The sequence below is a fragment of the Pseudomonas silesiensis genome (genome assembly GCF_001661075.1).
GTDB lineage: Bacteria > Pseudomonadota > Gammaproteobacteria > Pseudomonadales > Pseudomonadaceae > Aquipseudomonas > Aquipseudomonas silesiensis.
Genome location: NZ_CP014870.1, coordinates 4,011,717 through 4,027,498, shown reverse-complemented (window position 1 = coordinate 4,027,498; position 15,782 = coordinate 4,011,717). Strand labels below are relative to the sequence as shown.

The following is a 15,782-nucleotide window of genomic DNA, read 5'->3' as shown; positions in this document are numbered from 1 at the left end:
ACAGGGTTTGGCGTTTCTCATAAATCCGGTGGTACGCAGGTCATACAGGGCGGCGATCAGGCTTCACTGATCTTGTTGACACTGGTGAGCTGCCCATTCCAGACCATCTCGTAATGCGCCGTTTGAATCACCGATAACACCGGTCGTGGCGTCATCAGCGCCCAGCAATGACTGCCCTGCAGGCGCACGGAGTTGTAGCGAATGCCGGGACAGCCGGCCTCCTTGACGGACTTCCCCAGACGACGGGAATCGGTGTAATCGTCAGGGGCATAGACAGGATCGGTCATCGGGATGGCCGCGGCATCCTTCATCCCCACGTCGACAAAGGAACAGGACAACCCACGAAAAACAAACCGCTCGTAGTTGAGGCTCGGCACATTCGACCAATACAGACTTTGGTGATGCCGGACTTCAGCCAGCGCCGTTTCCATGGAGTCCGCCAGGTACAGCACGCCAAAACTGCCATCGCTGAACCGCGAGCCCGCCGGGTTGACGTGGGTAAAAGGCGCGGTCGCGTAGGAGCAGCCAGGTATGCCGAAGGGGATCTCTGCCCGTGGAATCAACTCAAGGTGACCCACTTCATTTTTCAGCCTGGGATTGGTCAGCGCCTGGATCTGATACAGCACCTCAAACTCGTCCGCATCCGCGACATCGTCAAACAACGCGATAGGCGGAAACTTCGAATTGACCAGTCGGTAAGCCTGTAATTGCTCGCCGGCAAGCGCTGCCAGTTCGCCCAGCCTCACCATTGCGCACCCCGCAGCACGTCAATGCGCCGAAAGGTTTCATACAGGGAAATCATATCGCCCTGGGACATGATCTCGAGCGGGCTGCGCCCATTGAAAAACTCGTTGTCGTTGGCCATCGATGGAAAACCATAGACATTTTCCGGGTTATCGAAGACCAGGCGCAGCGCGGCGTGGATGTTGAGCACAAAACTGATGCGCTGCATCTGGTCCGAGTCCAGCGTCACGGCCCAGTCGGGATCGCGCTGCCGGGCGCGGGTGTAGGTGCTGCGGGAAATGCGCAGGATGCGGCAGGCCTGATCGCCGGACGCGGCCCACTTTTCGAGAATGCCAACCGCCGCACGCAAACCCGTCACGCACTGGTGCTTGGTGAATGCCTGTTCCTGGAGAGCGAGGGCCATATCTGATTGCTCCTGAGTAATCTATAGAATCAAATATAGTTTTATTGAGTCTGTAGAGCAAATGGTCTCGACCAATGGACAGCGTGCACTCCAGTCGCGGACGGCGCCAAACGGGATCGAATGGTCGGTGATATGCTACTGAGCGTCTATATCTCGCAACGAGATCGCCCATGGATCGCCTGTCTACGTTGTTCTCGCAGTTCGGCGTGCGCGCAAATCTGTTTTACAACGGCAAGCTTTGCGGCATGGCGTCATACGACGGTGCTGACCAGCGCGGCCATATTCACTTGCTCCAGGCAGGTACCGTCACGCTGCTGGGGCCTGATCGAAAGGACCTTTTGCTGACTCGACCCAGCCTGATTTTCCTGCCACGTCCAAGCCGGCATCAACTGTTCGCCGGCGAGCCGGAAGGGGCCCAGCTGTTGTGTGCGGCCATGCAGTTCGAGGGGGGCGTCGATAACCCGTTGTCGGCGTCGTTACCCGATATCCTGGTGTTGTCCCTGGATGAGCTGCCGCTGCTGGCCGAGACACTGAAATGGATGTTCGATGAGGCGGCAGGCGGACATTGTGGTCGGGAGGCAGCGCTGGATCGCTTGTTCGAGCTGCTGATCATATTGTTGTTTCGGCACCTGCTCGACCATCGGCAGTTACGCACCGGGATGATGGCTGGACTGGCCGATGGGCGGCTGGCGCGCTCGCTAGTGCAGATGCACAACGCACCTCAGCATGCCTGGTCGGTGGCGGAACTGGCGAGCGCGTCGAACATGTCGCGCGCGGCCTATGCCGTGCATTTCCGGGCGGTCATCGGGCAGACGCCGGCAGATTATCTGTTGAGCTGGCGGATCAGCCTGGCGCAAAAGCGCCTGCGTGAAGGTCGACCGATTACGCTCATCGCCGCCGAGGTCGGTTATGAAAGTCCCTCGGCGCTGGCACGCGCGTTTCGGCGCAAGACGGGGTGCAGTCCACGGGGCTGGATGAAAGAATCGGCAGGACAAGGAGATGGGGCAACGGCCTGAAAGCAATGAATCGCTTCAGGCCGTTCCAAGAGAAAAGTCATCGGTTCAACGGTTTTCCAGCGCAGTCAGGGAATGGCCGGCGACGAAGATGGAAGCGGCAAGCAACCCGATGTCTTTGAGCAGAAACTGACCCGGTGCAACGGTAATGGCCGGGAAGCCGAGACCGGGCTCGATCACGCCGGGTGTCGAGAACATAAAGCTCAAGGTGGTGAAGAACAATCCCGCAGACAACACGCCACCGATCAACGACAGCTTGGGTGACAGCAGCCACCCGGCAATCAACACACCGATCGAGACCTCCAGGACGCCGAGCAGACTGGAAAAGGTATCGACACTGAAAATCTCATAAACCCAACCCAGGAACGGACTGTTGCTCACCAGCGGCACCAGCCCCTGAGCTTCATAGTGCGTGAACTTCATGCCGCCGAACCAGAAGTAGATGACGGCGAGTGCAAAGAACACACCATAGGTTCCAAGCGCCGTGGTTCTGGCCCCCAGCGATAATTTTTTTGAGGTGTCGATGATTCTGTCGTTCTCGATATTCAGCGTAGTCATGATCAAGGCTTCCAATAGTGTGATGACTCGAAACCCGGCGCGGTTTGCGTTGGGCGTGGCGACATTGTTGTCTTTGCTGGCACGCGCTTGGGTCCTGAACGTATTGAGAACTGTGCAGATCGTCTTGACCCAGCGCCGGTGTTGAACGAGGAGGGCGATTTCGTCGCCTCGGTGGACGAGGCGGGTGCGCTAAGGCTGTCGTGAGGAAGGGTGTTCATTCAAACAAGCTGCCGTGAGGCGCTCTGCAAGAAAGGCGATGAACACCCGGGTTTTGGCCGGAACATAGTCGCCAGCCGCCCTGAGCGCGTAAATGGCAGAAGTGGAGGGGGATGAAAACGCTTGCAATAGCGGTATCAGTCGCCCGGCCTGCACATCCTCGTTCACCATGTACCTGGGCAAGCGAGCGATGCCCGTACCCGCCAGGCATAGCGTGCGAATAGCGTCGAGACTGTTGCAGGTAAAACCGCCCTCGATCGGGATCGTCCTGCTGGTGGACGTACGAAATTCCCAATCGTTGAAACGGCTTTCAAAATTGAGTTTCAGGCAGGGATGGTCAGCGAGTTCGCCCGGTTCGGCAGGTACTCCATGCGCCTCGAGATAAGCCGGCGAGGCGCACACCAGGCGCTCGTTGGCACTGAGTTTATGAGCGACCAGGCTTGGATCGGACAACGCGCCGCTTCTGATCGCCACATCAATACGCTCATGCCGGATATCGACAATGGCGTCGGTCAGGGTCAGATCTATCTTCAGGTCAGGATAGAGCCGCATAAAGACTTTGCGACCTGCACGTCCGAGCTGGCTTTCTCTGGCTGAACAGCCCAAAGCTGATGCTGACTTTCTGGAAGAACGGCCGAACGTTATCAGTGATGAAGGCAGGTTTAACCTTTGAACGCTGGTCACGAACAATGTGCGCGAATTCAGCCGCGTTGAAGGACTGGTTTTCGAAGACTGGGTTCACTGAGGTTCAATTCATGAACCTTTCGAATCGCCCGGCGATTTTGCATCTGGCGCATCCCTGCGCCAGACGACGGGCTTCAGCGCTTGATCAAGGAAATCTTGGTGCCTTCGATGCTGACCCCGGCCATCAACCCCTGCTGGCCGAAAATGAACGCGTAGGCATCGTCCTTCAACGTCGAGCTGGACAGGTTCTTGGCCACCCCTTCATCCACTACCACCACAGTCGGTCCTACGCCGACTTCCCAACCCTTGGATTCGCGGACATAGTTCACGGCCTTATCGGTCATCAGGAACAGCGCATAGCCATACGACTGGGCGCCTGCCTGCAGCCCCCATGACCCGGTGACGGAGTTGTAATAAGCCTCTACTTTATTGCCCTTTATCAACGTGCCTTCACCATAGCTGCCGCCGAACACGAGGCCGGCCTTGATGATTTTCGGAAAGATCAGTATCGCCTTGGCGTTTTTCGAAATGGTTTCGGCAAAGGGCGTGGTCTTGTACAGCGTTTGCAATGCTTGCCGGGAGTCGGCATCCAGATCCTCGGCGGTTGCCGCGCCTGCAGTGTTCAGCAAGCTCGCCGAGGCCAGTGAGGCTGTCGCGAGGACGATCGATAGGAAGAAGCGCATTGACTGAGTCATTTTCGTACTCCGAACGGGAGCATTGGACGTGAGCAGCAGTCAGCGCCTGCCCTTCGGCAGAATCCGAGCCTGCTGAAAATGATCCGGCGCACCCTGAAATGTGTGAACCCCTGGCTTCGCCTTTGAATGAAGCAGGCCAGCGGCCTTTGATCATTGGCGACGTCATCACAGGCTTTGACCTCTGCGCAGCAGCCGGGTTCGTCAGGCGCGTCATGGGAAACGACACAAACCCCCATCAATATGCGTTTTTCTGGCCGATATCGCCGAATTGGGTAGCGAACAGGCTGTTGATTCTTGACGACGCCGAAGTCCTGCCTCACTCGAACCGAGCAATCAGCCAGTCCTTCAAGCGCCCACACGCCGGATCCTCTGCCTTCTTCTCATTGATCATCAAGTACTGAACCGCCTCCCTGAGCGTCAGTTCCTCCGTCACCGGCCGAACCAGGCGCCCCTGCTGTACCAGATGCCTCACCAGATGATCCCAACCCAAAGCGAGGCCCTGATCATCCAGCGCCATTTGCACCAGCAGGCTGTAGTCGTTGCTGCTGAAGTAGTGCGGGCTTTCCGAGGCCGGGATCTGCAGGTCATGGGAGTGGAAGGCGAACCACACATTCCAGTCGACCTGCTCCGACAGCTGGGAGCGGCCATACGGGTTCAGGTCCAGCAGCACGCTGTTGCGCATGCCCTCCAGGGTGCTCAGTTCTGGATGCGCCTCCAGATACTTGGGCGTGCACACGGGATAGACAACTTCATTGAACAAGGGAATTCGCAGATAGCCGGGGCGCAGGTCACTCGTCTGGGTAACGAAGATATCCGGATTTATCCCCGGCTCCATGGCTAGAAAATGCTGAGTGGTGATGACATTCAGGTCGACATCGGGATTGGCGCTGAAGAAGTCTTTCAGTCGGTGGGATAGCCAGAGCGTCGAAAAGGCGGGTGAGCAGCAAAGGGTCAGGGTGCGCTTGTCGCTTTTCTCCCGACGGATTCTTTCGGTCGCTTGAAAGATGTTGAGCAGCGAGAGCTGTGCAGCATCGAACAGCGCGGTGCCCGAAGCTGTCAGCCTGACTTCCCGCCCGGTACGGATGAACAACTCTGTATCCAGATAGAGTTCAAGCTCGCGAATCTGCCGGCTGATCGCCGCCTGGGTAACGCACAGCGCCTCGGCGGCTCGGGTAAAGTTGCGATACTTGGCGGCAGCCACGAAGGATCTCATGGCCTTGAAGGACGGCATCGAGAGCAGGGCCTGATCAGGCTGGGGGCTTTTAGCCATAACAAAAACTACCTGTTTTCGCGAAAAAAAAGTCGGTTCTGCCGATCGGGCTCCGAGTCCACACTTTACCGTACGTTGGACTGCGGACCACGGGTCAGACAAAGGTCTGCGCAGATGGCGTTCAATAACCCCAGCTTACCCTGTATCCAGCTTCAGAGCGGCCAGCGTACGGTTAATCGAACCGGTGCGCGAACACAAAAACAAGGAGACGAGATGCCGTACCGAACCGGAAGGGAAGCGTTCATGCAAGGCGTCCGGGCGCTGATTCCATTGGTTCCCGGGGTCGTTCCGTTCGGCTTGCTGACGGGGGTCATGGCGATCAACATGGGCCTGTCACCCGGCACAACCATGGGCATGACGCTGTTGTTCTACTCGGGATCCGCGCAGATGGTCGCACTGCAACTGCTCCATACGGGCGTTGTGCCGCTGGCGATCGTGATCACCGCACTAGTCATCAACTTGCGCTTCATCATGTACAGCGCGTCACTGGCCCCTTATCTCCACCACTTGTCCCGCCGCTGGACGTGGCCGCTGTCCTACATGCTGTCCGACCAGTCCTATGCGCTGTGCAGTCTCAAGCTTTCCTCGGGCGAGCTGGGACGATTCGCCCACCACTACTATGCCGGCACCGCCGTTGCAATGTGGCTGTCCTGGCAATTGTCGGTATTGGCGGGTATTTACCTGGGCGCCAGCATCCCGGAGACCTGGTCATTGAGCTTCGCCATACCGCTTTCGTTTCTCGCGCTGCTGGTTCCCGGCATTCGTAGTGCGGCGACCCTGGGCGCCGCCACGGTCGGCGGGCTGCTCGCCGTGGTGGCGGTCAATATGCCTTACAACCTCGGGCTGGTCACCGCGTCCATCGGTGGCGTGATGGCAGGGCTGTTGATCGAGAGTATTCGCAAGCGCCCACTGAGCACTGCGCTGACCCCGGACGTCGAGAGGGAAACACAATGAGTGATTTAGCCTTGTGGGGACTGTTCCTGGCGGTCGGCGTGGGCACCTTCGCCATGCGTCTGTCCTTTGTCGAACTGTATGGCCGGTTGCGCATCCCGTCGGTGCTGAGCCGGGCTTTGCTTTACGTACCGGCGAGTGTGCTGGCGGCGCTTGTGTTGCCCGCTGTGGTGTACCCGAACGGGCAGGGGGCGTTCGTGTTGAATAATCCCCAGATACCGGCCGCTATTATTGCGGCGTGGGTGGCTTGGCAGACGCGGAATACGGTTTTGACGTTGGTGGTTGGGATGGGGGCGTTGTGGTTGTTCAGGTTTATAGGTCTGTGAGGCGCCTATGTGCCGGCGATACGACCTGAACCGCGACGTTCAGGAAAGGCCCGTTGTACGGTATTCGCTTCCTTGATTGCCGGAGTGGATTGCGGAGGGATTGCAACGACAGCGTCACACCCCTCACAAACCCCAACCAAAATTTGCTTTGCTTCGCCTGGACGGTCACTGAACGGGACGCTACGGCGGATATAAGTGGTAGTGACAACTCGCTGGCAATGCTCACAGAGAGCCTTGCCGCGATCACCTTCGAAAAGAAGTTTCATGGGGGGGCTGTGTGGACTATTGAAACCGTCGATGTAAATCCGGAAAAATATCTTGCGCAAACCAAGCAGGCAGACCTGGTGTGACCATCCGGGATTTAGGCGTTTGACTTTCCACCAAACCCACTTTGATCAGCTGCGAAAGTTCATCGATTGCCAAGCGCGAGGAGAGGCCGGTGAAGGCCTTTATTTCGTTGCGCGGCAGGCTTCCTTGGGTGATGAGGGCAATGATTGCTGGCGCACTTTCCGGGCGAATGCCTTGTTGCTGAAGTTTCTCGTTGTAGCGAAATGCGCGTATCACACGCTCACGAAGCTGGGACGGATTCACGGCTGCGGTCATGTAATCGACCTGATCGTGACAAACCTGCAGCATAAATTCGATGAATTCGAAATACCGTCGCTGAGACAGTTGGCCTCGTCCATCCAGATCGCCCTCTCTTCGGCGGTCCGCCATTGTCAAAGCGCTGTAGTAACTCTGATGCTGCCTTGCAAGGCCTCGTGACAATGACCAGAGCGTTGGCTTCAGCCCCAGACTCACTAATTGCAGATGAGTGACCAACCGAGCAACCCGGCCATTCCCGTCGGCAAAGGGGTGAACCCAGGCGAGGTGATGATGGTAGGCAAGCGCAGAAATAAGCTGACGGCGCGAGTCAGTCTGCCGGCCGAAGCCTGCCTGAAGGTGCTGAAGCATTCCGTCTACAGCTGAAGCGTCCGGTGCGTCATGATTACCCACGACAACGTTCTGACCCGTACCGGACCGCAGGATACCGGGCTGCATGATTGAGCCATCTGACAGCGTTCGTTCCGTCTCACTGGCTTCCCGAAAAAGCCGTTTGTGTGCTGTGCTCACGAGCTCGGGTGCAAACATGTCACCCCAGGCAAATGGCGCACGCTGACGCAACGCCCGTTCGAACAATGCTTGCACTGCCATCTGTTCAACCGCCAGGTTTTTAAGCTGTTTACGGTCTTTGACCGGTGCCGCTTGCGCTCTTTGCATATCGGCGGGCTCGGTGTATTGCCCTTCGATCAGGTTTGAGTAGTACGTATTGGTGATTTGCAGGAGACGGCCGAGGCGTGCAGCGGTTTCAGGCGGCAGGCGTCCGGCTAGAAACTGTGTCTTTCTGGGCAGTGCATCCGCGAGCGCAATGATTGATGGAGGCAATGATTCAGGGAGAATCGGGTCGAGCCAGGATTTGGATGTTATCAGGGACATACCGGTCTGTACCGTGCGAAAATTCTGCACATTTTATTTCACATTTTTACTTGGCGGACAAGCGCTAGTTTTCTGGCCTGTAGAGGTTTTTAAGATTTTATAAACGCAATTTTCTGCACATTTTATTTCACATTTTTTTTGGTGAAGTGGCTTCGGTCAATGGGGTCACGAAAGCGTCCTACAAACGCGTTTGCGCACAGATCGCAGCTGCAGAAACGGGCGCCCATTGAGGCGCCCGTTTTTACTTACTCCTTCGCCTGCACTCGCAAGCGTCGACCGATCACGTCCATCAAGTCACAGCCGTCGCGTAACGGAATGGCCAACAGCTGAGAAAAGTCCTTCAGCACTACGGTGTCGCAACCGATTTCGGCGCGGTAGGCGATGTTTTCCAGGACTTGCGTGACCGTACGGATGCGGTGGTCAGCCATGGCTTGCAGGACGTCGAGGGGGGCTTGGGTATCGATGAGCAGGGAGGCCGGGATCAGGTCGATTCCGGTGAGGGGGATGTATCGATTCATTTGAAGATCTCTGTTTGATTGGCTCAAGGCCGTCACTCAGTCGTCGCCAAACGATTGGGTGGCAGCTGTGCGCAGGTTGGCGAACCGGCACAGAGAACACCGGCAGACCCGAAGGTCTCCCGCGCACAGCCGCCATTACAGCGGCTTTGCGGGTGCGACGACCCCTGCAATGAAGCGTAGAGCCCTCGCATTCTCTGTGATCAGGTCGCCAAACCTGAATCGCCATTTTGGGCGACGGGGCGGACTATAAGCTTCATCGGAACGGCGGGCAAGGTTCGGGGTTCCGAGGTTAGTGTAGGAAACTTTTATAGTCGTCCTAGGACCGTTACGCCGCGTTGCGCAATGAATCGAGCCCGCTCTAAGGCATTCATTTCAATTTCTTCATCGCCGCTGACGCTATCCTCTAGAATCCTATCCCCCGCAGTCGAGCTGGACTTCCACCCAATGCAAACCCCGACCACCCAGCACCCCCTCTGGAAAACCTACCTCCTTTTCCTGGCCCCCATGGTCCTCTCCAACTTTCTCCAATCCATGTCGGGCACCATCAACAGCATCTACATCGGCCAGATGCTCGGCACCCAGGCCCTGGCTGCCGTATCGGGCATGTTCCCCATCGTGTTCTTCTTCATCGCCCTGGTGATCGGCCTCGGCGCGGGTGCCGGCGTGCTCATCGGTCAAGCCTGGGGCGCGCGTGAACCGCATCTGGTGAAGGCCATCGCCGCGACCACCTTGCTGTTGGGCGCGATGATCGGTTTGGTGGCAGCGGTGTTGGGCAGTGTGTTCGCGAGGCCAGCTTTGGAGGGGTTGGGCACGCCGGCCGACGTGCTGGATGACGCAGTGGCCTATGCCCACGTGATGATGTGGATCATGCCCTCGCTGTTGGTCTATGTGCTGTTTACCCAGTTGCTGCGCGGGGTGAGCGATACCGTGTCGCCGCTGATCGCGCTGGTGGTATCGACCTGCATCGGCCTGGCGCTGACGCCGGCGTTGATTCGCGGTTGGCTGGGGTTGCCGATGATGGGGATTCAGAGTGCGGCGTATGCGGGGTTGGTGGGCAACTTGTCGGCGATGGCCTGGCTGGCGTGGCGCTTGATCAGCAAGGGGCATCCGTTGGCGCCGGATCGGGAGATGTTTGCGGCAATGCGGATGGACCTGGTGATTCTCGGCAAGGTATTGCGCATCGGGCTGCCGACCGGGCTGCAGATGGTGGTGTTGTCGGTGTCGGAGCTGGTGATTCTCGCGCTGGTGAATCAGCACGGTTCCCAGGCGACGGCGGCCTATGGGGCGGTGACGCAGATCGTCAATTACGTGCAGTTTCCGGCGTTGTCGATTGCGATCACGGCGTCGATCCTGGGTGCACAGGCGATCGGGGCAGGGCGCATCGAGCGCATCGGGCCGATTCTGCGCACGGGGTTGTTGATCAACGTGTGCCTGACCGGTGGCTTGGTGGTGTTGGGTTATCTGCTGTCGCACTGGTTGCTGGGGTTGTTCCTCACGGATGACATCACGCGTGCGAAGGCCGAGCATCTGTTGCACATCATGCTCTGGAGCCTGTTGGTGTTCGGCTTCCAGGCGATCATCGGCGGCATCATGCGAGCCAGCGGTTCGGTGTTGGTGCCGATGGCGATTTCGATTTTCTGTGTGGTCGGGGTGCAGTTGCCGGTGGCGTATGCACTGGACGGGCACTTCGGATTGCAGGGCGTGTGGATGGCGTTTCCGGTGGCGTACCTGGGGATGCTGGTGTTGCAGACGGCGTATTACAAGATGGTCTGGCAGCATCAGAAAATCGAGCGGTTGGTGTAGGGGGCGGCATCCCGGGGAGAACGTCGGCGGATTCTGGCGCAGCTGTAGGCAATGCCTCATAGATTTGTAGGTTTCGTGAAGTAATTGTGACGATGCTTAAACAAGCTCCGACCAATCCGTTTGTTTTCCGATGCGCACGTCCCACAGCCGATTAAAACACGCTGAAATCACAGGAAATATCCGACGTATTTTTAGGGTTGGCTGTCGGAAGTGCGGCGGTTAGCGTGGTAGCTCTCATCATCATTCAGCAGAGAGTCACCATGCCCGACGACACACTCAAAACCCATGAGTCATCTGCGATCCAAAGCACCTCCCCGTACCTCTGTGGCGATCTGAAAAAATTTCACCAGGCCGCCGACCGGGCTCTCGATCATTACCTCAAGCCCGCCGCTCCCGCAGATGCCAATCCGCGCAAACCCGCGATGATTTTTATCGTCGCCCCTGAAGTCGACAACGAAACGCTACTGGCCCAGGTGTGCGAGTTGCTGGCTTCGGCCAATGCCATGGTCAGCGATCTGGCCGGGTTGATGGAGGGGACTCAGCGCAACACGATGCTGGCGGTTCAGCAGGTGATCATGCTGGGTGAACTGGCGGTGAATCGGGCGCTGGATAATGTGGGGCCTTCATGACCAGGGCCCAACCTTGTCAGGTCGGGCCTTTGGTTCCACGGTCACTGATCCTTTTCGCAGTTCACCATCCACGACACACCAAAGCGGTCGACCAGCATCCCGAAGCGCGCCGCCCAGAACGTGGTTTCCAGTGGCATTTGCACCTTGCCGTCTTCGGCCAGTGCCGAGAACACGCGCTCCGCCTCGGCAATGCTGTCGACATTCAGCGACACCGAGCATCCGGCCATTTCATCCGTGGGGCGATCCGGTGTGGTGTCCGAGCCCATGATCGCCTGATCGCCCACCGACAGGCGGGTGTGGATGATCAGGTTGTGCAGGTCCGCCGGGAAGTGTTCGCGCGCGGGGCTTTCACCGAAGGTCATCATCATGTCGATATGGCCTGGCAGGGCTTGGGCATAAAAGGTGAAGGCGGCTTTGCAGTCGCCATTGAAGATGAGGTAGGGATTGATTTTCATGTTTCAGCTCCCGGTCGTTGAGGGTACACATCGGTTGACCGTTTGCCTGGTCAGTGAATTCCGATGCGTTTCGACTCGGGTAGCAAAGCCCTAAAATGCAGCGGGCGGTTGGGTATTTTTAGATGTTTTTTCTATGGACGGGGCCAGGCTTATTGCCTCGGGCGCGCGTCGCGGCGCAAGCACGCGCTCGATGGCGCCGCGCACAAGGCTTTCCACCAATTCATCGCGCTCCGGTCCATCCAGCGGATGCTGCGCCAGCCAGCTGGGCGCGCTGTTGAGCAAGGCAGCAATCGCATGCCCGGCGGCCAGTCGGCCCTGTTCACTGAACCGCGACCGGCTACCGAGTATCAGCAGCAATTTGCGTTCGTACTGCTCACGCAGTTGCCGCACCCGTTGCTGTTGCTCTTCGTTCAGGCAGCCGCTGTCGCGCTCCACCAGGCGAAAATGCCAAGGCATCTCCTGGTGCAGGTTTACGTGCGCGCGGATCAGCGCCTGCAGTTTGTCGCGCTTGGCTGGCGCCTGTTGGGCGATGCGCCCCAGGGTGGCCAACAGCTCTTCGTAGAACTCTTCGATCAGATCCAGCAGCAAGTGCTGTTTGCTGGGGTAATGGTGATACAACGAACCCGGGGAGAGCCCCAGGCAAGTCGCGAGCTCACGCATGCCGACCTGGCCGAAACCCTTGCTGGCAAACAGCTCCAGGACTTTGTCCCGGTACTCGGCAAAACGTGAACAACGCTCAGGCATAGGCATGGAAGCCGCGCCCCGTTTTGCGTCCCAGGTAGCCGGCGGCGACCATTTCCTTGAGCAGTGGAGCAGGGCGGTATTTGCTGTCGTTGAAGCCCTCGTAGAAGGCTTCGAGAATCGCCAGTACGGTGTCCAGGCCGATCAGGTCCGCCAACGCCAGCGGGCCGATGGGCTGGTTGCAGCCCAGGCGCATGCCCGCGTCGATGTCTTCGGCACTGGCCAGGCCTTCCTGCAACACCAGGACCGCTTCGTTGATCATCGGCACCAGGATCCGGTTGACCACGAAGCCCGGACGGTTGCCGGCGGTGATCGCGGTCTTGCCCAGGGTGGTGGCCATGTCCAGTGCCAGGGCGTGGGTCGCGTCGCTGGTTTGCAGACCGCGGATCACTTCGATCAGGCCCATCACCGGCACCGGGTTGAAGAAGTGCAGGCCGATGAAACGTTCAGGCTGGCTGACGCTGGCGGCGAGTTGGGTAATGGACAGCGACGAGGTGTTGGAGGCGATCACGCAGTCGGAGCTGACCTGCGCGGCGATCTGTTGCAGCACGCGCAATTTCAGCTCGAGGTTTTCGGTCGCGGCTTCGATCACCAGTTGCACGTTCTGCAGGCTGCTGTAATCGGTGCTGGTGCGGATCCTGTCGAGGGTGGCGAGTTTTTGCTCCTGGGTCAGCGTATCCTTGGCGATTTGCCGATCAAGGTTTTTGCCAACTGTCGCAATGGCCTTTTGCAGAGCGCTGTCGGAAATGTCGATCAAGGTCACCTTGAAGCCGGCCAGGGCGCAGACTTGCGCAATGCCGTTGCCCATGGTGCCCGCGCCAATCACGCCAATGTCTTGCAGATTCATGTTTGTGTCCTTGCGCTCAAACCTTGCGATACCTTGGCCGCCGCAACGGCCGAAGGCGTACTATTGGCTACGAGTCTAGAGCTGGCAGGGCGGTTGTCCTATGCCGAAACTGTTCAACGCAACTGGTGTTTTTTGCCAGTCGGCCATGGGGAGAGAAGCGTTCAAATGCGGGAAAAAGACTCGGTGGCCGCCTACTTCATGCAGGCCATGGTCCAGGGGAAGGGGAACGATCCGCAACGCCTGGGGGCTGCGCTGGAGCAGGCGGGCATCGACCCGGTACTGATCGAGCAACCTACGGCACGGGTGCCGGCCAGTGCATTTGCCGCCCTCTGGCTGATCCAGATCCGCGAACTCGACGACGAATTCTTCGGCCTCGACTCCCATGGCATGTCCCCGGGCAGCTTCGCCCTGATCTGTCGGGCGCTGATTCAGGAGCCCGACCTGCACAAAGCCATGCGCCAGTGCCTGGCCAACTTTGCCCTGTTCCTGCGGGATTTTCGCGGCACGCTGACCGTACGCGGCAAGCGGGCGGTCATCAGCATGGAAACCCGCGCGCAAAACGATGACCTTGCCCGTTTGGGCGAAGAGACGTTCCTGATTTTAATGATCAGCCTAATGTGCTGGCTGGGCGGTCGACGCATTCCCATCGATCGTGCGGACTTTCGCCATCAGCGCATCCCCCTGAGCGATGACCGTTTGCTCTGGGGGCACAACCTGACCTTCGGCGCCGAGCGCACCGAGATCGAATTTGCCAGTCATTACCTGCGTTTGCCGGTGATCCAGGACCTGGCCTCGTTGAAAGTATTCCTGCGCACCGCGCCGCAATGGCTGGTGATCCGCTTCCGTAACCAGCATGGCCTGGCGTCGCAGGTGCATCAGCGCCTGCGCCACAGCCATTACAGCGAATGGCCGACCTTGCAGGCCTTCGCCCTGGAACAACACCTGAGCCCCAGCACCTTCCGTCGCAAGCTGGAGCGCGAAGGCTGTTCGTACCAGGAGATCAAGGACGAAGTGCGGCGCGGGGTGGCCTTCGAGCAGTTGCGCCAAAGCAGGGCGAGCATCGGCGACATTGCCGAGCGGTTGGGGTTTCAGGAACCGAGTGCGTTTCATCGGGCGTTCAAGAAATGGACGGGGGAGAGTCCGGGGCGTTATCGGGCGCGGTTTCAGGGTGAGTTGTCAGAAGGCTCTGACAGACCGATCTGATTAAGCGCGACCCGGATGTTTTCGGCGGTTTCGGGTTGTAGAGTCGCAGCTCCCTGTCTCTGTTCAACGCTGTTTGCAACAAGGACGCTGACCCCAAGGAACTGGAGCCTGTCGATGACCGATATTGAAAACATTCCCCCGAGAACCGTTACCCCGACCCCCGATCGCTTTAGCCAATTGAGTAAAAGCCTGTTGTGGCTCAATGAGCGCGCCTGGCCATTGACCCTGGTCATACTGCTCACCGCCGGGGTGTACCTGTATCAATACATTCAGGAAGAAAAGATCCCGCTGAGTATTACCTCTTCAGCAGTCATCTCTGCACTGCCGGTCATGTCCGCGATACTCGTGTTCATCATTTCGGTGCTGGTGGCTTTTGTCCTGTTGCCGATTTTCGTCCTGTTTCATCGACTGAATGATTCCGGCAAGCGCCTGAGCGACGAACTCACCCTTGATCAAACCTGCGCGGAACACCGGACGCGCCACCGGCGGATGTTAGGGCGCTGGGCTGGCAGCCTGTTGCTCCTCGGCACCTTCTGCGCTGCGCTCAGCGTTATCGGCTCTCAGGTAACGGGCAACTGGTACTGGGGCACCGCGGCGGTAGTGGGGATGGGGCTGACGATTGCCGGGTACTACTGGCTGATGACGCGCGGAGTGGCAGGACCGGTGTCTACGGATTTTCGCATTGCGTGCGTGATGTCTGCCTTTGTTCAGATGGTCGTGATTCTCAATGTGACGATGGTGGCGATCGACATCGCTGGCCAATACGTCAGTAATCTGTGGTGGCTGTTGCCGCTTATGCTCGTGGAATTGCTCGCGGTCTGGATGATCCAGTTACTAGGTGCGTTGTTCGTGGTAAAGATGCGCAGCCATGACAACCCAGTAGCGCTGGTCGCGACCGCCGTCATGGTCCTGGTCATCGTCCTGGGCTTGTATCCAACCACAGGCGCGAAACTGGGCGGGTTTGCCTTCCAAGTCTCGGCCTCCGGCGCGCGCAATTGCACGCTCATGAATTTCGTTCCCGAAAGCAAAGGGCTCGAGACGCTCACGGATCCCGACAGGCCCGGTTTCAGTCGCCCGTTGCGCGTCATCGCCGAGGCAGACGGTATTTACTTTGTGCGCCTGTGGAAGACCGACTCCAAGGCGGTGCAGTTTGTGCCTCGTGCCAGTCTGGTGGGCGTTGATGTCTGCCCGCCCGCCAAGCCCAAAACTGCTTCCTCCGGAGCCCCCGCGCCGATCCCTGGCTGAAGTAC

General features: G+C 58.5%; 18 protein-coding genes. 7 read left to right on the top strand and 11 right to left on the bottom strand.

The genetic code is table 11. The features are described 5' to 3' along the window. Window positions 1-56: 56 nt before the first annotated feature. Both PMA3_RS17840 and PMA3_RS17835 read right to left on the bottom strand, forming a co-directional pair. On the bottom strand, window positions 57-749 hold the full coding sequence (locus PMA3_RS17840) for an RES family NAD+ phosphorylase (RefSeq protein WP_064678416.1): 693 nt from the start codon (window positions 747-749) through the stop codon (window positions 57-59). Further along, complete coding sequence (locus tag PMA3_RS17835; protein ID WP_064678415.1) at window positions 743-1,147, bottom strand: hypothetical protein; 405 nt, start codon at window positions 1,145-1,147, stop codon at window positions 743-745. Before PMA3_RS17835 ends, PMA3_RS17840 begins: the two co-directional genes overlap by 7 nt. A 170-nt stretch (window positions 1,148-1,317) precedes the next feature. On the opposite strand from PMA3_RS17835, the gene PMA3_RS17830 reads away from it, so the two are divergent. Further along, window positions 1,318-2,163: a helix-turn-helix transcriptional regulator gene (locus PMA3_RS17830; RefSeq protein ID WP_064678414.1), complete on the top strand. Its 846-nt coding sequence runs from the start codon at window positions 1,318-1,320 to the stop codon at window positions 2,161-2,163. 45 nt (window positions 2,164-2,208) lie between these two features. On the opposite strand, the gene PMA3_RS17825 is transcribed toward PMA3_RS17830, so the two are convergent. From PMA3_RS17825 to PMA3_RS17810, 4 genes are all read right to left on the bottom strand, one after another. Further along, window positions 2,209-2,718, bottom strand: coding sequence for a YkgB family protein (locus PMA3_RS17825; protein WP_064678413.1), 510 nt, complete (start codon window positions 2,716-2,718; stop codon window positions 2,209-2,211). A gap of 189 nt (window positions 2,719-2,907) precedes the next feature. Next, the gene (locus PMA3_RS30915; protein ID WP_152032270.1) at window positions 2,908-3,618 is read right to left on the bottom strand and encodes a substrate binding domain-containing protein; all 711 of its coding nucleotides are present in this window, start codon (window positions 3,616-3,618) and stop codon (window positions 2,908-2,910) included. A 134-nt stretch (window positions 3,619-3,752) separates the two neighbouring features. Beyond that, window positions 3,753-4,313 carry a lipid-binding SYLF domain-containing protein gene (locus PMA3_RS17815; protein ID WP_064678411.1) on the bottom strand — a complete coding sequence of 187 codons (561 nt, stop codon included), beginning with the start codon at window positions 4,311-4,313 and terminating at the stop codon, window positions 3,753-3,755. 316 nt (window positions 4,314-4,629) lie between these two features. Continuing rightward, window positions 4,630-5,583 carry a LysR family transcriptional regulator gene (locus PMA3_RS17810; RefSeq protein WP_064678410.1) on the bottom strand — a complete coding sequence of 318 codons (954 nt, stop codon included), beginning with the start codon at window positions 5,581-5,583 and terminating at the stop codon, window positions 4,630-4,632. A gap of 213 nt (window positions 5,584-5,796) precedes the next feature. Between PMA3_RS17810 and PMA3_RS17805 the strand changes: the two genes are divergently transcribed. Both PMA3_RS17805 and PMA3_RS17800 read left to right on the top strand, forming a co-directional pair. Continuing rightward, entirely contained in the window at window positions 5,797-6,537 is a 741-nt protein-coding gene (locus PMA3_RS17805; RefSeq protein WP_064678409.1) for an AzlC family ABC transporter permease, read from the top strand. Next, complete coding sequence (locus PMA3_RS17800; protein WP_064678408.1) at window positions 6,534-6,860, top strand: AzlD domain-containing protein; 327 nt, start codon at window positions 6,534-6,536, stop codon at window positions 6,858-6,860. The genes PMA3_RS17805 and PMA3_RS17800 overlap by 4 nt, the downstream gene beginning before the upstream one ends. 282 nt (window positions 6,861-7,142) lie before the next feature. Here the strand turns inward: PMA3_RS17800 and PMA3_RS17795 are convergent, their stop codons facing one another. After that, window positions 7,143-8,336 (bottom strand): Fic family protein, encoded by a 1,194-nt coding sequence (locus PMA3_RS17795; RefSeq protein ID WP_082930357.1) that lies wholly within the window; start codon window positions 8,334-8,336, stop codon window positions 7,143-7,145. A 245-nt stretch (window positions 8,337-8,581) separates the two neighbouring features. Beyond that, window positions 8,582-8,854, bottom strand: coding sequence for a hypothetical protein (locus PMA3_RS17790; protein ID WP_064678407.1), 273 nt, complete (start codon window positions 8,852-8,854; stop codon window positions 8,582-8,584). 444 nt (window positions 8,855-9,298) lie between these two features. Here PMA3_RS17790 and PMA3_RS17785 point away from each other — a divergent pair, with 444 nt between their 5' ends. Both PMA3_RS17785 and PMA3_RS17780 read left to right on the top strand, forming a co-directional pair. Then, a complete protein-coding gene (locus tag PMA3_RS17785) occupies window positions 9,299-10,657 on the top strand; it encodes an MATE family efflux transporter (RefSeq protein WP_064678406.1) in 1,359 nt (452 codons plus the stop codon). A 260-nt stretch (window positions 10,658-10,917) separates the two neighbouring features. Continuing rightward, window positions 10,918-11,286, top strand: coding sequence for a DUF6124 family protein (locus PMA3_RS17780; RefSeq protein ID WP_064678405.1), 369 nt, complete (start codon window positions 10,918-10,920; stop codon window positions 11,284-11,286). 41 nt (window positions 11,287-11,327) lie between these two features. Here PMA3_RS17780 and PMA3_RS17775 read toward each other — a convergent pair whose 3' ends face one another. The 3 genes from PMA3_RS17775 to PMA3_RS17765 all read right to left on the bottom strand — a co-directional run bounded on the left by PMA3_RS17775 (window position 11,328) and on the right by PMA3_RS17765 (window position 13,329). Continuing rightward, window positions 11,328-11,741 (bottom strand): VOC family protein, encoded by a 414-nt coding sequence (locus PMA3_RS17775; RefSeq protein ID WP_064678404.1) that lies wholly within the window; start codon window positions 11,739-11,741, stop codon window positions 11,328-11,330. 90 nt (window positions 11,742-11,831) lie between these two features. Beyond that, window positions 11,832-12,491, bottom strand: a complete 660-nt coding sequence (locus PMA3_RS17770; RefSeq protein ID WP_064678403.1) for a TetR/AcrR family transcriptional regulator — start codon at window positions 12,489-12,491, stop codon at window positions 11,832-11,834. Beyond that, on the bottom strand, window positions 12,478-13,329 hold the full coding sequence (locus PMA3_RS17765; protein WP_064678402.1) for a 3-hydroxybutyryl-CoA dehydrogenase: 852 nt from the start codon (window positions 13,327-13,329) through the stop codon (window positions 12,478-12,480). The genes PMA3_RS17770 and PMA3_RS17765 overlap by 14 nt, the downstream gene beginning before the upstream one ends. A gap of 165 nt (window positions 13,330-13,494) precedes the next feature. Between PMA3_RS17765 and PMA3_RS17760 the strand changes: the two genes are divergently transcribed. Continuing rightward, on the top strand, window positions 13,495-14,532 hold the full coding sequence (locus PMA3_RS17760; RefSeq protein ID WP_064678401.1) for an AraC family transcriptional regulator: 1,038 nt from the start codon (window positions 13,495-13,497) through the stop codon (window positions 14,530-14,532). Window positions 14,533-14,646: 114 nt separating this feature from the next. After that, window positions 14,647-15,777 carry a hypothetical protein gene (locus tag PMA3_RS17755; RefSeq protein WP_064678400.1) on the top strand — a complete coding sequence of 377 codons (1,131 nt, stop codon included), beginning with the start codon at window positions 14,647-14,649 and terminating at the stop codon, window positions 15,775-15,777. Window positions 15,778-15,782: the final 5 nt, after the last annotated feature.